The 20,775-nt window shown below is 51.8% G+C and carries 22 protein-coding genes; 8 read left to right on the forward strand and 14 right to left on the reverse strand.

The window, feature by feature from the left end; all coding sequences use genetic code 11:
- Nucleotides 1–54 precede the first annotated feature (54 nt).
- From AC2FGC_RS21815 to AC2FGC_RS21830, 4 genes are all read right to left on the reverse strand, one after another.
- The gene (locus tag AC2FGC_RS21815; protein ID WP_496783445.1) at nucleotides 55–438 is read right to left on the reverse strand and encodes a nuclear transport factor 2 family protein; all 384 of its coding nucleotides are present in this window, start codon (nucleotides 436–438) and stop codon (nucleotides 55–57) included.
- A 136-nt stretch (nucleotides 439–574) separates the two neighbouring features.
- A complete protein-coding gene (locus AC2FGC_RS21820) occupies nucleotides 575–955 on the reverse strand; it encodes a VOC family protein (protein WP_496727397.1) in 381 nt (126 codons plus the stop codon).
- The gene (locus AC2FGC_RS21825; RefSeq protein WP_496783447.1) at nucleotides 956–1,969 is read right to left on the reverse strand and encodes a zinc-binding alcohol dehydrogenase family protein; all 1,014 of its coding nucleotides are present in this window, start codon (nucleotides 1,967–1,969) and stop codon (nucleotides 956–958) included. It abuts the gene before it with no gap.
- Between the two features lie 26 nt (nucleotides 1,970–1,995).
- Nucleotides 1,996–2,286: a putative quinol monooxygenase gene (locus AC2FGC_RS21830; RefSeq protein ID WP_496727395.1), complete on the reverse strand. Its 291-nt coding sequence runs from the start codon at nucleotides 2,284–2,286 to the stop codon at nucleotides 1,996–1,998.
- A 104-nt stretch (nucleotides 2,287–2,390) separates the two neighbouring features.
- Here AC2FGC_RS21830 and AC2FGC_RS21835 point away from each other — a divergent pair, with 104 nt between their 5' ends.
- Nucleotides 2,391–3,278, forward strand: coding sequence for a LysR family transcriptional regulator (locus AC2FGC_RS21835; protein ID WP_496783449.1), 888 nt, complete (start codon nucleotides 2,391–2,393; stop codon nucleotides 3,276–3,278).
- A gap of 168 nt (nucleotides 3,279–3,446) precedes the next feature.
- On the opposite strand, the gene AC2FGC_RS21840 is transcribed toward AC2FGC_RS21835, so the two are convergent.
- From AC2FGC_RS21840 to AC2FGC_RS21860, 5 genes are all read right to left on the reverse strand, one after another.
- On the reverse strand, nucleotides 3,447–3,989 hold the full coding sequence (locus AC2FGC_RS21840) for an alpha/beta hydrolase family protein (RefSeq protein WP_496727393.1): 543 nt from the start codon (nucleotides 3,987–3,989) through the stop codon (nucleotides 3,447–3,449).
- Between the two features lie 39 nt (nucleotides 3,990–4,028).
- The gene (locus AC2FGC_RS21845) at nucleotides 4,029–4,394 is read right to left on the reverse strand and encodes an alpha/beta fold hydrolase (RefSeq protein ID WP_496727392.1); all 366 of its coding nucleotides are present in this window, start codon (nucleotides 4,392–4,394) and stop codon (nucleotides 4,029–4,031) included.
- A 254-nt stretch (nucleotides 4,395–4,648) separates the two neighbouring features.
- Nucleotides 4,649–6,538 carry an SLC13 family permease gene (locus tag AC2FGC_RS21850; protein WP_496727391.1) on the reverse strand — a complete coding sequence of 630 codons (1,890 nt, stop codon included), beginning with the start codon at nucleotides 6,536–6,538 and terminating at the stop codon, nucleotides 4,649–4,651.
- 340 nt (nucleotides 6,539–6,878) lie between these two features.
- Entirely contained in the window at nucleotides 6,879–7,985 is a 1,107-nt protein-coding gene (locus tag AC2FGC_RS21855; RefSeq protein ID WP_496727390.1) for an alkene reductase, read from the reverse strand.
- Between the two features lie 122 nt (nucleotides 7,986–8,107).
- Nucleotides 8,108–8,710 (reverse strand): TetR/AcrR family transcriptional regulator, encoded by a 603-nt coding sequence (locus AC2FGC_RS21860; protein WP_496783451.1) that lies wholly within the window; start codon nucleotides 8,708–8,710, stop codon nucleotides 8,108–8,110.
- Between the two features lie 614 nt (nucleotides 8,711–9,324).
- Between AC2FGC_RS21860 and AC2FGC_RS21865 the strand changes: the two genes are divergently transcribed.
- The gene (locus tag AC2FGC_RS21865) at nucleotides 9,325–9,693 is read left to right on the forward strand and encodes a hypothetical protein (protein ID WP_298855186.1); all 369 of its coding nucleotides are present in this window, start codon (nucleotides 9,325–9,327) and stop codon (nucleotides 9,691–9,693) included.
- A 329-nt stretch (nucleotides 9,694–10,022) separates the two neighbouring features.
- On the opposite strand, the gene AC2FGC_RS21870 is transcribed toward AC2FGC_RS21865, so the two are convergent.
- The 3 genes from AC2FGC_RS21870 to AC2FGC_RS21880 all read right to left on the reverse strand — a co-directional run bounded on the left by AC2FGC_RS21870 (nucleotide 10,023) and on the right by AC2FGC_RS21880 (nucleotide 12,683).
- Complete coding sequence (locus AC2FGC_RS21870; protein WP_058282256.1) at nucleotides 10,023–10,793, reverse strand: lysophospholipid acyltransferase family protein; 771 nt, start codon at nucleotides 10,791–10,793, stop codon at nucleotides 10,023–10,025.
- Between the two features lie 529 nt (nucleotides 10,794–11,322).
- Nucleotides 11,323–12,093, reverse strand: coding sequence for a hypothetical protein (locus AC2FGC_RS21875; protein WP_496783455.1), 771 nt, complete (start codon nucleotides 12,091–12,093; stop codon nucleotides 11,323–11,325).
- Nucleotides 12,094–12,167: 74 nt separating this feature from the next.
- Nucleotides 12,168–12,683: a DUF805 domain-containing protein gene (locus AC2FGC_RS21880; RefSeq protein ID WP_170734114.1), complete on the reverse strand. Its 516-nt coding sequence runs from the start codon at nucleotides 12,681–12,683 to the stop codon at nucleotides 12,168–12,170.
- Between the two features lie 560 nt (nucleotides 12,684–13,243).
- Between AC2FGC_RS21880 and AC2FGC_RS21885 the strand changes: the two genes are divergently transcribed.
- From AC2FGC_RS21885 to AC2FGC_RS21900, 4 genes are all read left to right on the forward strand, one after another.
- Nucleotides 13,244–13,543, forward strand: coding sequence for a hypothetical protein (locus tag AC2FGC_RS21885; RefSeq protein ID WP_496783460.1), 300 nt, complete (start codon nucleotides 13,244–13,246; stop codon nucleotides 13,541–13,543).
- A gap of 183 nt (nucleotides 13,544–13,726) precedes the next feature.
- A complete protein-coding gene (locus AC2FGC_RS21890; RefSeq protein ID WP_496727490.1) occupies nucleotides 13,727–14,116 on the forward strand; it encodes a DUF4345 domain-containing protein in 390 nt (129 codons plus the stop codon).
- Nucleotide 14,117: 1 nt separating this feature from the next.
- A complete protein-coding gene (locus tag AC2FGC_RS21895; protein WP_496727491.1) occupies nucleotides 14,118–14,975 on the forward strand; it encodes a DUF302 domain-containing protein in 858 nt (285 codons plus the stop codon).
- A gap of 277 nt (nucleotides 14,976–15,252) precedes the next feature.
- Nucleotides 15,253–15,873 (forward strand): isochorismatase family protein, encoded by a 621-nt coding sequence (locus AC2FGC_RS21900; protein ID WP_321250554.1) that lies wholly within the window; start codon nucleotides 15,253–15,255, stop codon nucleotides 15,871–15,873.
- Nucleotides 15,874–16,078: 205 nt separating this feature from the next.
- Here AC2FGC_RS21900 and AC2FGC_RS21905 read toward each other — a convergent pair whose 3' ends face one another.
- On the reverse strand, nucleotides 16,079–17,314 hold the full coding sequence (locus tag AC2FGC_RS21905; protein ID WP_496727492.1) for an adenylate/guanylate cyclase domain-containing protein: 1,236 nt from the start codon (nucleotides 17,312–17,314) through the stop codon (nucleotides 16,079–16,081).
- 407 nt (nucleotides 17,315–17,721) lie between these two features.
- Between AC2FGC_RS21905 and AC2FGC_RS21910 the strand changes: the two genes are divergently transcribed.
- Nucleotides 17,722–17,979, forward strand: a complete 258-nt coding sequence (locus AC2FGC_RS21910) for a YjhX family toxin (protein ID WP_496727493.1) — start codon at nucleotides 17,722–17,724, stop codon at nucleotides 17,977–17,979.
- Nucleotides 17,980–17,987: 8 nt separating this feature from the next.
- Nucleotides 17,988–18,509 (forward strand): GNAT family N-acetyltransferase, encoded by a 522-nt coding sequence (locus AC2FGC_RS21915; protein WP_496783463.1) that lies wholly within the window; start codon nucleotides 17,988–17,990, stop codon nucleotides 18,507–18,509.
- Nucleotides 18,510–19,752: 1,243 nt separating this feature from the next.
- Here the strand turns inward: AC2FGC_RS21915 and AC2FGC_RS21920 are convergent.
- Nucleotides 19,753–20,730, reverse strand: coding sequence for a permease (locus AC2FGC_RS21920; RefSeq protein WP_496783465.1), 978 nt, complete (start codon nucleotides 20,728–20,730; stop codon nucleotides 19,753–19,755).
- Nucleotides 20,731–20,775: the final 45 nt, after the last annotated feature.

The following is a 20,775-nucleotide window of genomic DNA, read 5'->3' on the forward strand; positions in this document are numbered from 1 at the left end:
GTTCAGCCGACAGGAGTCTTCAAAGTTACATGCACCGTGGTCAGAACGGTTAAGTTAAAACATGCCATTGTCATTCGCGCTTTTTGCTGGAATTTCCTGAAGAACATCCCAGTGCTCGACAACCTTACCTTCAACATCCAGGCGAAAAATATCGATCCCTGCGTACTCAAGACCATCGGGCCAGATTTGGTGGCAATGCAGAACAACGTGGTCGTCTTCAGCAAAGGCGCGTTTGATGTCCACTCGCTTTCCGGGGTATTCGGCAGCCATGCACTCGAAATACTCGACAAAGGCTTGCTTGCCGTCGCCAACATGTGGGTTGTGCTGCGTATAGGTTTCACCAACAAAGGTCGCTATGGCCTCGGCAGGTCGACACTCGTTGAACATCATTTCGTAGAAAGCGATGACGTTTTTCTTGTTTGTTTCGAGGTCCGGCATGCTGATCTCCGAATCGACGTTTGTACCGCCCAAAAATGTTGGTCCGAGTAATTCTTGGAAGCAACCCGGCAAGGATCTCGACCACTAATCGGCAAGAGCTTGATTTTGCGTTCCAACTATTTCGAGGGCTAGCCACTTACTCGGTTTCTTCGAAGTCTATATGAATATGATTTCCATCAGGATCGGCCACATGGATTTGGACCATTCGAGCCCCTGGGACGTCAGTTTTGCGGTACTGGATTTGACCCGAGATCAGTTTTTCTTCGAATGCGCTCAGCCCCGTGGCTGAGAGCGCAAAATGCTCGAGCTTGAGCTTCACTTCGGAGCCGACATTTGGCGTGCCTTCGCGACCCACAAGGTGAACCACGGCGTGATTACCCGCATACAACCAAGCCCCGGAAAACGGAAAATCAGGGCGGGCCCCAGGTCTCAAACCCAGGACCTCTTCATACCAAGTAACCATCTCAGGCAATTTTGTCGTCACGATATTTACGTGATCTAGACGTTCAATTCTCATCTAAAAACCCTCAAGCACGAGCTTTCCTTTGGCCTTGCCACTTTCGAGGATAGCATGCGCTTTCATTAAGTTTGCAGCATTGATTGTACCAAGTGTATCGGTTGCTGTGGATCTGATCTTTCCATCGTCTATCAACCCGGCAACTTGATTCAGAATTTCGCTTTGACGGTTTATATCTTCAGTCCCAAAAAGCGAGCGGGTGTACATGAACTCCCAATGCAATGAGATCGATTTGGGTTTGAATGGCGCGATGTCAAAGGTCTCAGGATCATCGATCAACCCAAAGCGACCTTGAGGTGTCATCACCTCTCCGGCTTGAGCCGCATAAACCTGGGAATGGTTCGTTGAAAAGATGAAATCCACGCTTTCGATACCGAGAGCCCCGCGTTGTGTGCCAAAAGGTTCCGCATGGTTGATGACATGGTGTGCGCCAAGCTCTCGAACCCAGTCTTGTGTCTCGGGTCGGGCCGCAGTGGCAATCACCGTCAAGTCAGTGAGAGCCCGCGCCAATTGAATGGTAATTGACCCGACACCGCCTGCGCCACCAATAACCAGTAACGTATTGGTCCCGCCGGAAACGGCATCTTGGACTCGCAAGCGGTCGAACAACATCTCAAAGGCAGTAAGCGTCGTTAGCGGCATCGCCGCAGCTGCTTTTGCAGGTATGGATTTTGGCGCGGCTCCGACAATACGTTCATCAACCAGATGAAACTCAGCATTGGTTCCCGGTCTGTTTACCGCCCCGGCATACCAAACTGTATGTCCCGGACTAAAAGTCTCAACCGCTTCGCCAACTGCTTCGACGATCCCTACTGCGTCCCACCCCAGAATATCTGGTGCTGCACCTGCAGGCGCTCGTTTTTGACGAATTTTCGTATCGACTGGGTTCACTGACACGGCCTGCACCTTGACCAACAAGTCGTGCCCCTTCGGCGTCGGTCTGTCGGTATCGAAGTCGATTAAGGCATCCGCCCGCTCAATCGACCCTGTCTCACGGTATCCCACGGCTTTCATAACGTGCTCCTTTGTCCGGTTCTGTATCAACTGATGATTGTCATCTCATTCAACGTGAACTCTGTAACGGCGCCCTCTGTTGCTTCCAGGTACGCCGCAAGGTGCGGAGCACCCATGTGGGTTTGCCAAAGCTCTCTGCTTTCCCAGTTTTCGTAGAACACGAAATGAGCCGGGTTGTCGTTGTCCTGGTGCAGGTCATAGTTAATGCAACCCTCTTCGGCACAGGTTATATCGATGAGCTTGATCAGCTCACCCTTTACGAGGTCGATCTTGTCGGGGTTGGCTTTGATGTTGGCGACGATTGTCAACTTGGCCATTAGAATAGGTCCCTTGTGTATTTGCGCGACGCGTTAGATTTACGCCGCAGTACTTTCGGGATAAACGGGGTATAATCGAACATATAATCCGGAAATTCCGTTTAATGCTTTTGGACAATCTTCGCTTGTTTCTGACCATAGCTGAGAAAGGCAGTCTTGTGGCCGCGGCGCGCGAGACAGGGATGTCGAGCACGACAGTGTCTGAGCGGCTCGCGGCTCTGGAGGCACATTACGGAGTGGTTTTGTTCAACCGCACCACCCGTTCCATTAGCCTTACCGAAGAAGGCCGGACACTAGCTGACGGAGCAAGAAGCATACTCAGTGAGGTTGCGGACCTGGATACACTTGTTCGGCGCGGCGCCGAAACTCTGTCTGGCCCAATTCGCATAAGCGCGCCCATTGACTTGGGACGTAGCTTTGTTTCCGAGGTTATTGCCGAATTCACCGAAGAGAACCCTGCTGTCTCAATCGAACTGTCCCTCTCGGACGGCTATGTCGACCTTGTGGGCCAGGGTTTCGACCTCGCCGTTCGCTTCGGCAACATCACAGACAGCTCGCTCAGGTTGCGAAATCTAGGAAGCTACCAACGTTTCGTATGTGCGTCCCCAAGTTACCTGGCCTTATTCGGAACGCCTGAAAAACCAGAAGATCTATTAAACCACAACTGCTTGGTTATGAGGTTTGGCGACATGATCGACAACGTTTGGGAGTTTGGATCAGGACCAAATGCCCAGCGCGTATCGGTAAAGGGAAATCGAATAGTCAATGATGGTTCACTGATCCGCGATTGGGCGATTGCAGGCCATGGGGTCGTATTGAAGTCCGAGCTGGATGTCGGCGAAGATGTTCGATCTGGCAGACTTGTCTCTGTCTTGCGCGACTTCCTCCCACCGCCGAAACCTTTGCAAATGATGTTTCCGCCTAGCCGAGCCCAACCACGTCGCATAACGGCCTTAGCTGAGCATTTGCGTCGCAAATTTGGTGTGAGTTGAGGCCGCAGGGGAAGACACTAAATCGCTTCTGCGATTGGCTGCGCTGTTCACGCCTGTCCTAGCTATTAGTGAATCAATTGAATCGAAGAGGAATATCTAAGCCGTAGTTCAGGAGAACCTTCAGTAACCGCCCTTTAGGCCGGAAACTGCTGCAAAGTCGAATATCTTTTAGAGGCGAACATTCCGGCGGGTTGCACCAACTGATAGCCGCTGAGACTGCTCAATGAATTTCAGAGTCACGTGTACCAAGTCTGTGCCAGCATCTTCTTGGATGAAATGCCCGGCTTTTGGTAGCACGGTATAGTTTCGACCGGCGGCTCCTGGGATCGACTTTTGGAACACTTTGTCTACTCCTGCCATGACCATGTCATCTTCTCCAAAAACGGTCAGAAACGGAGTGTTGAGGGTCTTGAGGGTTTTCCATGCGGCTCGGTTGGCTTCTGAAGCAGGGTTGTCGGGTTTGTCGGGCACCAACATTGGAAACTGTCGAGCGCCTGCCAGATAGCGCGCATCCGGGAACGGTGCGTTGTAAGCTGAGACCTCTTCGTCGGAAATCTTGGATGTTGTGCCACCGAATACAAGGCGTCCCGAATTAAATTCAGAAACGGATTGCGAGTATTCCCGCCATGAAAGAAATGCCTCGCCCAAGGGCGTGTCACCGGTGGGCAAGGCCGTGTTTGCAACAACTACCCGAGAGAACCGCTCGGGCATACTCGCAACCAGCCGCAAGCCGATGAGTCCTCCCCAGTCCTAGCAAATCAATGTGATGCCCGTTAGGTCAACTGTCCGCAACCACTCGGACATCCAGTCTACATGGCGTTGGTAGGTGAAGTCGGATCGCTCACTTGGCTTGTCCGACCGTCCAAACCCAATCAAATCAGGAGCCAGAACTCGATGGCCCGCATCTTTGAACAACGAAATCATGCGCCGATACAGGAAGCACCAGGTTGGTTCTCCATGCATCAACAATACTGTCTGTGCCTGTGCCGGTCCCTCGTCCAAATAGTGCATTCGGAGACGACCGCCTTCGGTATCTTCCACATCAAGATAGTTCGGGCCGAATGCGAAATCTGGCAACCCGTCAAACCGATGATCAGGTGTTCGAAGGAACTTCATTGTGAACTCTCCAATATGCCGACGGTATTGGCCAAGCAACAGTGATCGATGAAACAAAAACGGTCCAGTACCAGCGTATGTCGACGTCAGGTTTGCATTTGTTCGCCGCCCTTCTTCTCTTGCTCGCAGCGAAGGTCCATTTGCATAGATCTCGGATCTGCTGCTCCAACAAAAGGATTGGTCTCAAAGACCTCATCTTGCCAGTTCTTCTCAGCTGAAGCAGAGTTCATCTATGCGGATCGCCAAGAAGCGCATCAGAAGAAGAGCGCAAGTCCGGTCATTGAGACAACCAAGAAAAGTAGAGTCATGATTCCACCCGAGCGAACGAAATCGACCACCCGGTAGCCTGCCGGGCCCATGATCAACGCGTTCACCTGGTGTGTTGGGATCAAAAATGAGTTGGACGTTGAAATTGCCACGGTGAGAGCAAAAACAGCCGGATTGCCACCCGCGGATACGGCAATAGAAACTGCTAGCGGCACCAGGAGGACAGTTGCGCCTACATTGGACATGACCAGCGTGAACGCAGTCGCCAGAACGGCGATTCCTGCTTGCAACGACCAGATCGGCCAACCCTTCAGGAGGGCCAACACATGTGCTGCAATCCAATCCGCAGTGCCGGTGTTCTGAACTGCCTGGCCCAACGGGATCAGCGAAGCGAGTAGAAAAACCGTGCTCCAACTGATCGACTCGTAGGCTTCATCAATCGATAACACCCGGCTCAAAACCATGCCAACAGCGCCAATTAATAGGCACAACGACAAACGCAGATCAGAGAACAGAATTAAGCTCAACGCTATTAGGAAGAAGGCGAGCGCCCAACCGACCTTGTGTGGCCGTAACTCTTCCTGGGGAAAGTCCGAAGTTACGACGACAAAATCCCTGTCCGACATCAGTCGTGTCAGACGGTCCCACTGCACGTGCACCACACACGTATCACCGGCCTGCAAAGGGACTTGCCCGATATGCGTTGCAGCATGATCTTCAGTTTCCACATGGCTCAGTGTTTCTTCGCCTCGCTGAATGGCCAACAAAGATAGCCCATGTGTCTGACGGAGACGCAAATCAATCGGAGTCTGGCCGATCACTGAAGAACCGGGGGGAATAACAACCTCTGCCACCCCCGATTGAGTCGCGGCGAAATCATCCGCAAAGACATCTAGTTGGGGTAGTATCTCTAATCCGTAAGGCTCAGCAAACTGATGCTCAACCACCCGACGCAGGCCAAGCACTGCGAGCCGCGCAGGGGCTTCGATCTTGGTATCCGCCATCGGCGCGATGACCTTGTGGCCGCGATAGGATGTGCCGAGAATGTAAATGTTATGGGCGACCATGACATCCGCGAGCGTTTGTCCTATCAAGATCGAGCCTTCAGGAACACGAATCTCGAACATATCAGCCCTAAGCCCATAGGTGTTTTCGACATAAGTCTGCATGGACCTAGCTGAGCTTGCGTCTTCTCCACGCTCCCGCTGCGTTGGGAGGACCCAACGACCAAAGAGCACAAAATAAAGCACCCCTGTCAGCACCAGCATCACACCGATAGGCGTGACTGAAAACAACCCAAATGTCTCCATTTGTTGATTAGCCGGAAGGGATGAATTTGCCGAAACAATCAGGTCATTCAACAGGATGAGGGGCGACGACCCGACCAAGGTGATCGTACCACCCAGAATCGCGCAAAACCCCATGGGCATAAGCAACCTACTCATCGGGATTTCCGTACGTGCTGAGATGCGGCTCACAACAGGCAGAAAAAGCGCAGCAGCTCCCACGTTCTGCATGAAAGAACTGATGACACCAACCGTTGTTGATATTATGGGAATTATCCGGGCCTCTGTCGTACCACCATTTTTGAGGATCAAGGCAGCGACCTTTGACATAAGTCCAGTCTTATCAAGCCCAGCCCCAATTACCATAACTGCGATGATGGACATCACGGCGTTCGAGGAAAAACCTTCAAAGAGCTTGGATACATCGGCTAGATTACCTAGCCCCGGTAGATAGCTCAGTGCGCCAAGCAGTACCATTACAAGAATTGCTGCGACATCGATCCGTATAATCTCGGTAACAAAAAGTAAGACCGTAAAAGACAATAGACTCAGTACGGCTATCATTTCGTACGTCAGTGTTGGTAATTCCATATCGTACTCCCAACCTAACGTTACCTGACTACCAGCAAATACGAAGGACCAACTCTGCGCAGCAGATAAGGCCAAAATCCCTCAGGCCGACTTACGCAGCTCGTTTTCTCGGACGAGGTATCTGCTGAAACCTGGATTTCGCCAACTCAAAGAGACGCTGAAGATAAACTCAAAAGCCTCTCTTAATCACTGCAATCGGAGGGAAGCAGTCCATTCGTAGGCTTGTGTTAGATCCCGGCTTAAAGAAAGGATATTGCCGTGCCCGCGAAGTGAGCGCGTCCAAATCGGCGCGCTCACTCTATCTGGTATTGCCTGTCACTACGGAGGCTAGAGCGATGTACTACTCTGCGGCAACCGCTTCCTCTGCTAGTGCCGGGTAATCGGTGTACCCTTTTTCATTGCCACCGTAGAGTGTAGTTGGATCGAGCTCATTCAGAGCGGCGCCTTTCTCCAACCGGTTGACAAGATCAGGGTTGGAAATAAACGGCCGGCCAAAGGCCACCAGATCGACGGCTCCGGTTTCAACCGCTTCAACCGCCATTTCCCGGTCATAAGCGTTGTTGCCCATTTTCGCACCGTCAAACAATTCATAGAGCGCCTTCAGATCACCACCTTCCGGAATATCGCGCGGGCCGCCGGTCTGTCCCTCCACGAGATGGAGATAGGCCAGCCCATAGCCATTCAGCAATTTGACCGCATGGGTAAATGTCGCCTGCGGGTCACTGTCGGAGATGTTGTTGGCGTCCGAGAATGGGCTGAGGCGGACACCAACGCGGTCGGCGCCCCAGACATCGACAACCACATCCATGACCTCTTTCAGGAACCGTGCTCTATTCTCGACAGGACCGCCGTATGCGTCTTCACGCTTGTTGGATTCGTCCCGCAGGAATTGATCAATAAGGTATCCGTTGGCTGCGTGGACCTCGACACCGTCGAAACCGGCCTCTTTGGCGTTTTCCGCGGCCCTCCGGTAGTCCGCAACGATGCCAGCAATTTCTTCGATGGCCAGAGCCCGCGGTTCAGATGTTTCAACAAACTGCTCACCATCAAACGTCTTGGCCTTAGCTCCAATTGCGGATGGTGCAACAGGGGCGCCACCATCCTGCTGCAAGCTGTAATGCGAAATCCGGCCCACATGCCAAAGCTGGATTACGATCTTCCCGTCCTTGGCATGGACGGCCTCAGTCACTTTTTTCCAGCCGTCGATCTGCGCTTCGGAATAGATGCCGGGCGTCCAGGCGTAGCCTTTACCTTGGGGCGAAATTTGCGATGCTTCCGTGATGATCAGACCAGCATCTGCCCGCTGCGCGTAGTACATGGCCTGCAATTCATGGACACTGTCATCCTCGGCTCTTGCCCGGTTGCGGGTCAGTGGCGCCATGACAATGCGGTTTTTCAGCTCGATTGCACCAGCTTTGATGCCGGAGAACAGTTTTTCATCAGCCATTGCTGCTTCCTTATTTGGTAAACTTCGTTCAGATATTATTGGACCAATCAGTCCAATATTATGGTCACTGTCTCTTGATTGAGTTTGTTTTAGGTTTCATTTCCTTATGGTGGCGGGAGGCCTTATGGCGAAATCACCAACCGGGCTTGTTTCAGGGTTTGCGATATCTGCTCAGCGGGAACGCCCGCCTTGCGCAAGGCTAGTGTGCCGATTGCAAGGGACGCAAAGGCGCGTGCCTTGTCGAGTGCCTGTCCCGGATCCGAAGGCTCAAGCGCTCTCGCAATAATCTCGTCAATACTCTCCAAATGCTGCCGCCCGAGAGCCGCCACTTCATCATCATGAGGAGCAAGCTCTGTAAGGCAATTGATCAGCATGCAGCCGTCACGACCGCCTTGCGGGTTCGCCAGAGCTTTCATTATCGCACCAACAGGGTCATCTTCGCCCGAATCTGCAACGTCACGCAGAGATTTCAAACCACGCCTTGAATAGTGCCGGAGGGCTTTGTGAAACAAAGCCTGCTTGTTGACGAACGTTCCATAGAAGCTGGACCGGCTCAAACCCATGGCCTTGGTCAAATCGTCCACGGACGCGGTCTCGTAGCCCTTGTGCCAAAATACGCACAAGGCTTTTTCCAAAGCCTCAGCTTCGTCAAAGGCACGAGGTCTACCTGGACCTGCGGATGATTTGATGTCGCCATTTGGGAGAGTTTTTTTGCTCATGCGCATGATTTGGAATGATTAGTCCAGAAATTCAAGGTGGCGGTAGGAAATTTTTGGAATGGTCAGTCCGTATTGTGACCAGAGAAAGGAATTTAGGTCGGTAGAAATACAAAACCTCCCCATCCCGCTTGGTGTCACGCTAATCTTAGGATCAGGACTGTTTGTCATTTTGCCGGAGTGTCAGACGACGAGGATCGTGATCGTAGAAAAGAGAGCCCGCGCTCGGTACTAGTTTCCAACACTGGACAGAGTGACAGGCGGCTTTGTCCAACGCGTTGATGTTGATCACCAACAAACCAGAGATTGGTTCGGTAGATTCATGGCCAATGCCCTCAGCTTGTGAGGATTAATACTCCAATGAGTAACAAAGCCAAGAATTCAGAACTGGTTTTACGAGCATTAGAACGGCGGGTCATCGTAAGCAAACCAACAATAATTTCAGCGCGTTAGGCAAAAAAACGAGGTTAGCTGAAGTTTAATTTGCCCAATGTGAACTTCTTAACTTTGGTTAGAACGGTTTTTTGGCAGTATCGTTTCATGAGTTGTTAGTGAGTTCAGTGAGTAAGTAGATGTATTTGCATAATTTCGAGGGGCATTGTTGCGCGGTCAATGACATCCGGATGGATGATTTTGCGCGTGAGTATCCATTGCTGGACGATGTAGGCGTGCACGCACAATGGCAGAAGGGCTCCTGGCAGATCACGCGGATAGCCGACATCTGGACACGAACCGGGAAGGTACTTTCTTTACCTTACAAAGGAGCCAACGCCTATCCATCTTTCCAGTTTGCTCAGGATGGAACCCCGCTTCCTTTGATGGAAAAAGTGTTGAAAGCCCTGCCACGTGAAATGACCCCGTGGCAATGCGCGTTCTGGTTAACCTCACCCAAACTGGAACTCGGAGGGGAAAGCCCGGCAAATCGCATTCAGATCGGGGATGATTGCATAGTCGGTATCGCAGGCGATGCTGGTGGTCTGATGGCAGCTTAGTGTTAGCTTTTGGTCACTCATACGTCGTACAGCATCTGGCAAATTCGTGTCTCCCCTGCTTTTTATGCCTCCGGCAAGAATCGCGAGATCAGGGCACTTAATTGTCCATTCTCTTCTGAGAATTCAGAGACAATACCAAGCAGCCCATCCATAAAAACGAATGGCCAAGAGCATACTGAAATACGGGTACTAACTAGGTCTTCGAATATCGATACCCGTTGGAGAAAATCCCACCAACAAGTACAACTGCTCTGCAAATCTGTTATCTGCCGCTACGCGTAGCGGAAACTCAACAAACTCGGTTTCTGCATATTTCTGTCAAACAGACTTCACCGCTCAAATACAGCCATCATCTGCCTGCGCAATCGCGCCAGATCCTCATCCACACTAGCGGTAGGATCGCACGTAAATGTTGGCAAAGCCTCCACACGGATCGTCCCGCTGCGCGGTAAATGTTTGCCGCGTGGAAGTAGACTATCGCTGTCGTGGATGACAATAGGGGTGATCGTGCGGCCGGTTTCTCGGGCGACTAATACAGCACCCGCCTTAAAGTCCCCTAGCGATTCTGTTTTGGCCCGGGTGCCTTCTGGGAATAGCACAATGGAACAACGGGCAGGCATTTCCCTGACAGCCTTTGTCAGCGTATCCATGGCCGTTGAACCGGAATCGCGGTTGATAGGAACGAGACCCGCTCCATCAAAACCAGTACGCAGGAGTTTGCTGTTCCAGAACTCTGATTTCGCCGCGAAAGTGAACCATTTGGTGTCGGGCACCACATGCATGAGACTGAAGCCATCGAGATGGCTACGGTGGTTAACCACGATGATGCTGTTGGTGTCGGCGGCGAGGGCATTCTTTTCCTCAGGACGCATCTCGACGCGGATGCTGAGGAGCCACAGCAGGCGGGAACATGACCGTTTCACCAGGCGCCAATACCAACCCCGAAACCCTCTGCGCCGAACGCAAAGAAGAGGGGCAAAGGCCACGAAGAGGAAATAAAACAGGCCGACAAGAACCAGTATAGCGCGCTTGATAAGGCGTATTGGCAATGGGTCAATGGCGCGAGTAGCGCGGTCTTGACCGTCAGGTGAAAAGGGCATGACGTCCTCTGATAGGGCCTGTGGCTGGTGCGTAAGCCATGAATAAATGCCACCGGAGGTCCTCCGGCAGCGCTTTGACATGCGCCACTTGCGAAGGAAGACAGCCGCCGCACACCTCTCTATCTGTCGAAGTCAGTACCAGATCAATGAGAAAAGACGACGTAGCGGAATGTATCTTGGTGCTTCAGTCTGACTTGAGTAACAACTGACCGGCCTTGGCATAGAATATCGGTAAGAGCCCAAAGTTACATCATCGGTCGAGAGCATCCGCAATTAGTTTGGCAAAGGTTCGGAGCTCGTTGTTCCCCGGATTCGGGATTGGTTTGAAGGTCATTACTTCTTGCTCGATGTAGCGTCGCGAGGTGACATCGTACTTGTCGAGAAGCGGTATCAGATGCGCATGAGCATGGGCGACATCACCACCCGAGAATTGAAATGCCACACGCTTCCTAGACCCGAAACCAGCACCATACCGGAAGCCAAACATTTCATCTGACGCACTACTTTGGCAGCTGGTTGGAAGGAGATATCAATTGCACTGATCATACCTGTAGTCCCCGTATTCCAGCCAGTTTGCCGAGCCTTCGCTAAAAATCAGAAACTCGGACCTGTCCTCCCCAAGGAGGGCGACGACAAATCCGGCGGGCGGCTCAGAGTTTCCGAAGTAACTGTAGGCCGTCATGGCTCTGATCGGCTCGCCGTTAACCGTTACTCGCGCGTCCCATTCTCCGTCCGGGTTGTCCAAAATTGCGGGTTCGATTACGCGTTTTATCGCTCCGCCACCACAATAGACGATGCCTTCGGGTGCTTCGTATGAGGCCTCTTGGCTAACATCCGAGTTGCACGCAGAACGAAGGGATCGAATTGCCGCGCCGGAACCTTTTAAGTCAAAGATTCCATAGCTGACATCTTGATCAATCATGGACAGATTGACCGATGCATTTGCTGCAAGCTGGTCCAGAACAAAACCATAGTCCGGCTGACTATTGAAACTGACCTCGACGGGATAGTTGTCGACGATCTGTACGGCAGCGTTTTCTGCGCCAACCTGAAATACCCCAACTTCGGTGGTGCCGTTCTTCAAGAAACGAATGGAAAGCCCCTGCTTGTCCGCAATGTCCTGGCTGTCCTCGAATCCAGCCGGAGCAAAGCGAATACGGTCACACTGAAGTTCCAGCGTCATGTTTCCTGTCTGAATAAACGCATTGGGGTTGAGCCCGGAGCTGAACGACCACTCCGCTGATGCTGTGGTCGCCACTGCCATCAGTAGCATTCCAATGGAAATGGTTTTGCAGCTCATTTTTTTCTCTCCATTGAGTTACGGTTCGCACTGTCGTTCAGCAGAAGTTCCAGCCAATTGCCCGGACAGCCAGATCAGGAAACAGGTTCGCCGTATTCGTTTGCGCCTTCTTGGGAAGGTCGTGTCAGCCACCAGATCATCAGGATAGACAGAACCAATTGAAGAATTGAGACAACAACAATACCGGTCACGCCCAGTACTGCCGCGGGTCCCCGTAATGCATCGGGGTTTTCGGTCCCTTGCTCCAATACCGAAAAGAACGCCACCCCACCCAGCATAACAAATAGCGTTGTAATGCTGAGCGCCATCGGCAGCAGCAAATACCAGCCAGGTCGTCCTGTATCATGCAGCCTTCGCCAACCGGCGGCCAGCATAGGTATGAGAACAGCCAGCTGGAAAACAGAGGACAGGACCCGAGATCCTTGCCCAGTTTCTGGGTTGGTCCCGAATATGATCGTATCCAGCACAGCTAAACCAGCACTCACGAGAACCACAAACAAGAAGAACCACCAGTATTCTGAGCGTATAGCCCGACCGGAGAACTGGAAGTATTTCGAGAAACACGTCTTAACGGCTTCACCAAATCCCATCTTTCAATCCCTTCATTGTTTCTGTGCGACCTCAAATCGCTTCGCCGCTCAGGGGAACACACTCGCAGCTCCCACTTACTTTTTTGTTTGAACGCAGAGGCCTATTGTACGAGAGCGTAGAGAAATTTACGCGCGGAAAAAATATTGATTTATTTAAAATTAGATTCAAACATGCGAATTCAACACCACTTTATTTTACCTCCGTTGTTGTCGTTGCTGCTCGCTGTGCCGAGCCCTTCCGACTGCTGGAGTGAGTGCTAGCGGTCGGAAGGCACTTTATAATGATTGAGCGCTGGGAGGACGCGATGCTTAGACTTAACGAACTCGCCCTCTCTCCAGAGTTTGCTCTAGCATTTGCTAGTGGCGTCATTCAGCCTTCGCACGTTATTGGCGGCCCCGATAGTCAACAAAATATCGTCCCGCCGACCAAGCCCCCCACGGCAAGTTTTGGGAAAGGTAGTCACAGGATCAAGGTATGTTCAATTGGCTGCACAGGCGCGAGAGCTTCAAACAAGCGCATCCAATTTCACTAATTTCAAGGGAACCATAGGGAGAAGAAAATGTCTAACAAGATGGTGATGATTGCGGGCGCAACTTGTTTCGCACTGCTTGCGGCCTGTGACGACACGGGTACATCCAGTGCGTCCGCCGAACTCACACCCGCTCAGCAGGCGTGTTTACGAGATGTAGCCAGCACAACAAACAATTCACAAGTCGTGGTGCTCTCATCCGCGTTTAGCGAGGCCGGAACACAGGTCACAGTCGGCGTTGGCGAGGATCGTGCTCCTTGGAATTGCATTGCCTACAGTGATGGCGCGACAGCTGGTATCGAGTTCCTTGGCGACGAAGGCGCATTGTGAGCAGTCTGCTGCGTAGCCGATAACGGCTGCGCAGTACCGGCTCGCTCTTCAGAAAACTCGACTTGGCCTGTCGGATACGCCTTTCAAAGCGTAGCGTGGGCATCCGGCTCTGATCAACGGATGCCCCAAAAACCGATTGGTATTTATGCAAAAAAGCAAAACCTCTACGAGAAGGAGTCCTCCATGAGTGCTAGATTAGTCCTTCTGCTTGCTGCCGTCGGCCTCGTGCCAATTGCGTTATCATACGGTCTGATGCCCGGCAGTTCGATCCCAGTTTTGCTGGGATTTCCGGTGGAAGGTACGAACCAAACCCACGTGTTCCGAGCGATTATGGGTCTTTACCTGGCAAACGCGTTATTTTGGTTGGCGGCCGCTTTGAAACCAGAATTACAACGCCCCGCGCTGTGGGTTCTATTTTTGTTTATGTCGGGACTGGCCGTTGGACGCATACTAAGCATTTTTATCGATGGAGTTCCGAACGGGATACTTCTCTTTTACCTTGCGGCCGAGATAGCTTTTGCGGCTCTGGCGGCGGTTTCCCTGACAAAAGTACGATCAAATAGGAAGTGGTAAAATGGTGAGGTTTGGCTTTGTTTTCTCGATGATTGCAACTTTTTCGGTTGCGACATCCGCTTTTGCACAATCGACATCTGTCCAGACCGCGGTGGACGAAAACTTCTTAGCGCTTGAGACTGCCGTTGACGAAGCGGGAGCTACTCCAATCGCATCGATAGATCACGCGCGCTTGGCCAAAGCTGAAGGCGTAGAAATGCCAGCATCACGTGTACTCATTTTCTCTGATCCAGAGATAAACACGCCCATTCTGGAAGAGAACGTACGAGCAGGTCTGGACCTTCCTCTTCGCGTTCTTTCCTTCGATCAGGATGATCGCCCGCAGATCGCCTATACAGACTCTCAGTTTCTCAAAGTGCGGCATGGTCTGAATGACACCCATGCGTTAAATACATTTCATAGCAAGATGCTCGAAGTTCTAAACAACTTGGATGCAACACCAGCGCCGACCAACGGGTTGTTTGCCGACTATGGGGTCATCGAACTGCGATCTCAGCTCAGCGTACCAAAGGCAGTGGAACGTCTCAGAAAAGCAGTGATGGAGCAGGACGATACGGTCTGGTTTGGGGAAATCGATTTTGCAGTCGAAGCGTCCCATCTGGGGGTGGAACTGCCGGATGCAGTTCTCTTACTGTTCGGCGGACCAGCACCCGGTGGCGTGGCTATGGCGGGCTTTCCGGCAATTGGTTTGGATGCCTTTTGCCAAAAACTATTGGTTTACGCGAATGAAGAAGGCGGCTCCGTAGTCATTTTCAATGACATCGCTGCTTTGGCGGAGTTGCACTACGGTTCTTCAGCCGAACCTCATCACGGTTTGAACAAACGGCTTACCGCAACATTTCGCACGGCAATTGAGTAGCCGCTGTTTGGAAGTCACAATTTTTCTGAATTGCTATATTCCGTGTTTGGCTGCCCATTCTGAGCTGGGTACAGACCATCGCAACACTTAACCCCTAACGGCAGTTTGCGGGCAATGTTGCCCTGGGCGCGGACACATGCTTTTCATTCCATAAAAACGCAGCACACCCTTGACCGTAATCAGTTGCACATTTAGTCAAAATTGATCTGCCCGCTGGGACGACCCGGCCAAGCAAGGGCGTTTTTTTCAGGACGACCTGGCAAATTAGAGGTCGAACATGACAACTAAAACCAAACAAGCCAGGAAACTGATCGAGGGTAGACCTGCCCTGATCGTAATCGACATTCAAAAGAGCACGTTTATTGATAACAGCGAAGTACGCTCCATCGACAACATGCCGGGCTACAAAGAGCGCATGATCGCTGCGCGTGATTTGGTTGATGCCGCACATGATTACAATGTGCCAGTCATTTTCATCCAAGAAGTCCACCGTCCCGATAGGATAGACTTCGGCCGTGAACTGGATGGTGACGAAGACATACACTGTCTCGAAGGCGATCCAAGAACGGAGGTTGCAAAAGATGAGATGGGATATCGCAAAGGTGACTACATCGTCCCGAAGCGACGGTATTCTGCATTTTTTGGAACCGATTTCGAAATCCTGCTACGAGGTTTAAAGGTAGACACACTTTTGTTGTGCGGCGGGCTGACAGATGTTTGTGTGCACTACACATTCGTCGATGGCCACCAATCAGACTACTTCTGCCGCGTAGTAGAAGATTGCGTTGGCGGGTCATCTGTCCAAGCCCATGAAGCCGCTCTCAAAGCTATGGAATATCTACAAACTGGCGCTGTTCAGAGCCGAGAAGCAGTGATCAATGCGATTACGTCGCTCTAAATTGCAATCGAAACGTTAGTGCCAGTTGGGGTGCATAGTGCTTTTTGGGTGCGGAAGCGCAGGAACCGAGGTTTGTTATGAGGCTCTGGTTTGGAGTAATGGGAAGATTTTAACCGTAGGATCGTCGCAAGAGTAAGCCCGCGCGGCGCTAGCGGTTGTTTACGCGCCTGGCCTAATGGGCCAGAACTTTTGGATTGAGCTTTATCTAGTCTATCGTGAACAGCTCCTGTCTTTCAGCAACACCGCGCAATCTGTATTGCCCCAGGGAAACAAGGCTTGGAATGGAGCCCACCAAGTCGCCCGCCACCTTGTCGGAAACAACAATGTTCTGATCAAGCGCGCTGCACATGCCTAAAATGCGCGAAGTTGTATTTACCGCTGGGCCGACCACCGTGAAATCCAAGCGAGACCTACCGCCAATATTGCCGTAAAGAACATTGCCTGCGTGCAACGAAAGAGTGAAGCCGGTCGTTGGTAAACCGTCCGCTTGCCGTCGTTGGTTGAGTTCCTCAAAGGTATCTCGCAACTCCGCTGCCGCGTGAATTGCGACGCGGCGAGCGTCCGGAACTTGATTGATATCGAAGATGGCAAGCATACCGTCTCCCATGAATTTCAGAACGTTACCGCCATTGCGTTCGACTACGTCAACAGCTTCTGCGAAGTAATCGTTTAGCAATTCTATGATTGAATCTCCCGGAAGCGCTTCTGATAATTTGGTAAATCCTTGCAAATCAAAATACCAAATCACCGCCGAAATCGTTTCGGATGAACCTCGTGTGATGTCCCCAGAAAGAACGCGCCTGCTGGCGTCTTTGCCCAAATAAGCGGCGGTTATGTCTTCAGCCATCAGCCTGTTTGCCCCACATTTTAGCGTCAGGCAAAGCGGAGATATCAGTTGACGCAAACCGTCAAGTTGCTGGCTCGTGAAGCCCCCGCTCGCGTCGGTCGTCAATGAAATAATGGCACCTTCCTCGGCCTGCATTGGGTCAACAGGCATAGCGTTATCCTGTATAAGGAAGAACCGTTTAACAGCGAAGTAATCTGTGGCACCGCGCTCGCGAAGTTCATCAAAAATTGGAAAGCTAAGCTCTGGATCTTCGACTGTCAGATCTTGTCTGATCTCTTCAACGTTGTTTGCCAAAAGATAGTAAATCGGGCTTAGGATGTATTGTTCAGGCGCATCCGTTCTTCGGACAAAGTCCTCTCGCTCATTTCCCCCGTCCCTGTGCCAGCGGAAAGCGACTGTCCCAATCTCGGGATGATGAGCGCGCACAGTAATGTTTGCTCTCTGAAGCGGAATCCCTGCCGAAACAAGACGTTTGCAGAATGCTTCCAACCAGGTTTCAACCGGCGCATTCTCTAAACCTTGTTGAACCAGCCAATCGGCTAAGTCCTTTATGGCGGCTGTGAGTTCCCAGTCTTGGATTAATGGAGCTGCCATGATGACCTCACGATGAGATGTCTGAACAGTTTGTTACTAGTCTAATTCAGTTCAAGTACACATCAAATTCAATTCTACCACTGCGCTTGCAGCCCTAAGGCCGTTAACAGTCGACGACTTTTTGCGGGGTATCGATTGGGTGCTGGCGCGTGCGGCAGGAGACGTACGCGGCAGCTCAAAATGAGACACTCATTTAATAAGGGATATTGACGCGTCTTGCCTGAAGGACTATCTGCGCCAAACGTATGAGGCGGTACGCCTCACACAACGGAGATTTTATGAAAGAGACCCGGGCCTAACGCCCGTTCCTAGCGACCCAAATTCAGGAACATCAACATTGATCGGCATACTCAAGCGCGATGCTGAGTGTGGTGTTTGTTGTACTTTCGTAAAATCGAGACATCCCAATGAATATCTCAAAGCACGAGCAACGTGTTTTGCACGAACTCGCCCTTGGCGGGTCCATCCACTACGAACGCCTGGAAAACGGAAAAGTCCATGAAGTCACTTGTTATACGCGTGACGGTTATGTGCTGTCTGACTGCACTCTCAGTGTTTTCCAACGCTTGCTGAAAAAGCGCTTTATCCGTTCAAAAAACGGCAACCCCTATCGCGCCTCCGCTTTGGGGATCAATTCCGTGCGCGCCCAAATGAACCAAAGATAGGAAAGAACATGAACCAAGTAGACATTGATGCCATTGTTGACGTCCACCGGAAAGCCTTTGGAAAAGAAGAAGGCGACGACATCGCTCGGCTCGCCAAAGACTTCCTCGACCTCCCAGACACGATCTCTATCAGTTCCGAACGCGACGGAAAAATTGTAGGCAACGTGCTGTTCACACCGTTTGTTTTCTCGGACCACCCCAACACTAAATGCTACCTGCTGGCACCTTGCGGGGTGTTGCCAGCGTATCAGGGCCACGGCGTTGGGAAAGAGATCATGGAGGCGAGCATTGATTATCTCAGTTCCGTTGGGACGGATGCAGTGTTCGTGTTGGGCGTCCCGACATTTTATCCTCGGTATGGATTTGTACCGACGGACAAGCAGACGCCATATCCGGACCTGATGACGGCACCAGCGGCGTGGATGGCGCTTGAGTTGACGGAAGGATCAGTTGAGAAACTGAGCGGCAGGACTGTTGCGATCCCGCCGTTTATGCAACCGCATTGGTGGGACACCTCGCAACACGGGTGAAACGGAACGCGGTGCCGCTGAACTTGATCAGAAAACAGTGTTACTCGTCGTTGAACTAGGGCGTATTTGACATCCGGTCGCGCTCGAAGGCTGCTCGCGAGCTTCTTTGTAGGCGCTTTGCGGCCAAATACGTCGATCCTGTGATCTTTGCCCATCGCTATCTCGATAGCATCAAGTAAGTCTTCATCGTCTGGGTGTAGCCCCTCATCACCTAACAACTCAGAAGCCAAATAGATAATGGCGGGCACAAACCTTCTATAGCGAGCCGAAGCATCGGGCATTCGGTAGCGCTTCTCGGATCGGCCGGTAAATGCAAAGCGCAGCAATATTGACAGCCACAATTGCTTTTGGGGCCGCGGCAGGTCCTCAAGTATTTCGATCAAATACTGAGATGTTGCGGATGAATAGTTAGAGCGCTCTCTGTGAATTCTCGAAAGAATGGCAATCCCGTCGAGCAAGTTGGCTTCGCCAAAGCTGAACTATATCGATCAATGTCCGCTGTGTGAGCTGCAAGCTCAGAATCTAGTTTTGGTGGTATGGGCCCTAGCTAGACTTTTCGAAGTCTGCTTTCTGCGCGTCGCAGACGTTCGCGAGAATCTAAGCAAAAAGGCAGCATGGAACCCAAGGTTCCTTAGGGAGGCCCTTTGCGGGATTGAGCAACGCAAAGGACCATAACCGCAACGACTACTCCAAAAACTGATTGAATTCACCGCTAGGGTAGACAATCGCTCAGCGCAAAACTATGGGAAAACTACGCAAACTTATGCGGTGCGCGAAGTGTTATGCGCAAACCTACAAAATTGTAGGTGCGCTCATAACGCTGCATTGCTGTCATTGAATTCATTCAAGAAATTCGGCTGTGTTCGCCCATAATTCTGCACAGTATTTGCGCATAAGCTTGCACGATTTGCCCATAAATTTGCGCGGTTCGAAAAACGCTCTCAATTGATGGCAGGTGTCGCGCACCCTCTTCAGCTTTTAAAGGCTATCTCTCAATCATAGGTGCATTCTGGGCAGCAAAATTCAACCCTATCTGAAGGACGAAGCCCGTCAGCGCTTGTGGTAAATAGCGGAACTGGAATCCAGTTTCTGAAGCCCATTTTCAGCGGAAGGCCGTGACGTGCATTCTATTCGATTTAGCCGAACGAGCCAAAAGCGGTCGGTTTCCTCGACAACGGTTCTATGGCCGAATTACGGAATTGAATTGTGCTTTGCCGATACCTGCTCAAGTTCTCGTGCGCGGTCAGGCGATCCACCCAAAAGCATATCCCGCGGCGAGAGATCCCAAAATGGCAAGCAAAAGATAGAGCAAGAATGGCTTCAGTTTGAGAACCGGGGCGATGGCCATTGCGCCCCAGATACTGACCACACCACCTGAAACCAAAAAGGCCATGGCGGCACCTTCAGACATGCCGTTGTCAATCAGTCCGCGCGTTAGAGGGAGTGCGGCGTAGCCATCGATATAGGCTGGGGCGCCAACAAATACCGCAGCGGGTATGGCCCACCATTGATCCTCGCCTACGTAAGCCGCAAGCATTCCTGGGGTCAGAGCAGCATTCAACGCGTATTCGGCCGCAAAGGCAGGGATCAGGCAGATTGAGATAAGTCGTGCCGTCGCCCAGAATTGTTTGTTGAATGAATGGCGACGCGCTTGAGTTCTCCAAACCCATGGATCGAAGGTTTGGTCATTGCCACATCGCGCAGCGCTCAATTGGCGTGCCAGACCATTGTTGCGAAGCGCATTCAATGCCCAAGGTGCTTTGGCAAACAAGCTAGTAACCGCCCCTCCGAACACACCCAATCCGAATGCTGCGAACGTTTTGCCAATTGCAAAGCTCAATCCCAAAGTGGCAGCCGTCGTTGCGAGCATTGCAGGGTCTGTGATCGGGGATGACAGCCAAAACGCCATGATCGGGGCAAGCGGCACGCCAGCAGCCAACAACCCAGCCATCAATGGCAGTACGGTGACACCACAAACTGGCGTAATGGCCCCGATCAAAGATGCGGCCACAACCGTCCGAAGAGTCTTGCCGTCGAACACGCCTGCAATGTGGGTGTCTGCTCCACTGGCGATAATCCAGGCCGCCAGAACGATGCCCGGGATAACTATGGGGGCAACGACAACGAGGCCCCAGAGAACAAACCTGGTGGCGTCCGCAATGTGTTCCGGCCAGACGAAACTGATGCTGATCAGCAGCAATAGGCACACGCCCCAGACCATGTAGCCTTACCTGATTGCCGGCGGACAATTGTCTGATCGGTCATA

The organism is Ruegeria sp. CDSC054 (assembly GCF_059610645.1).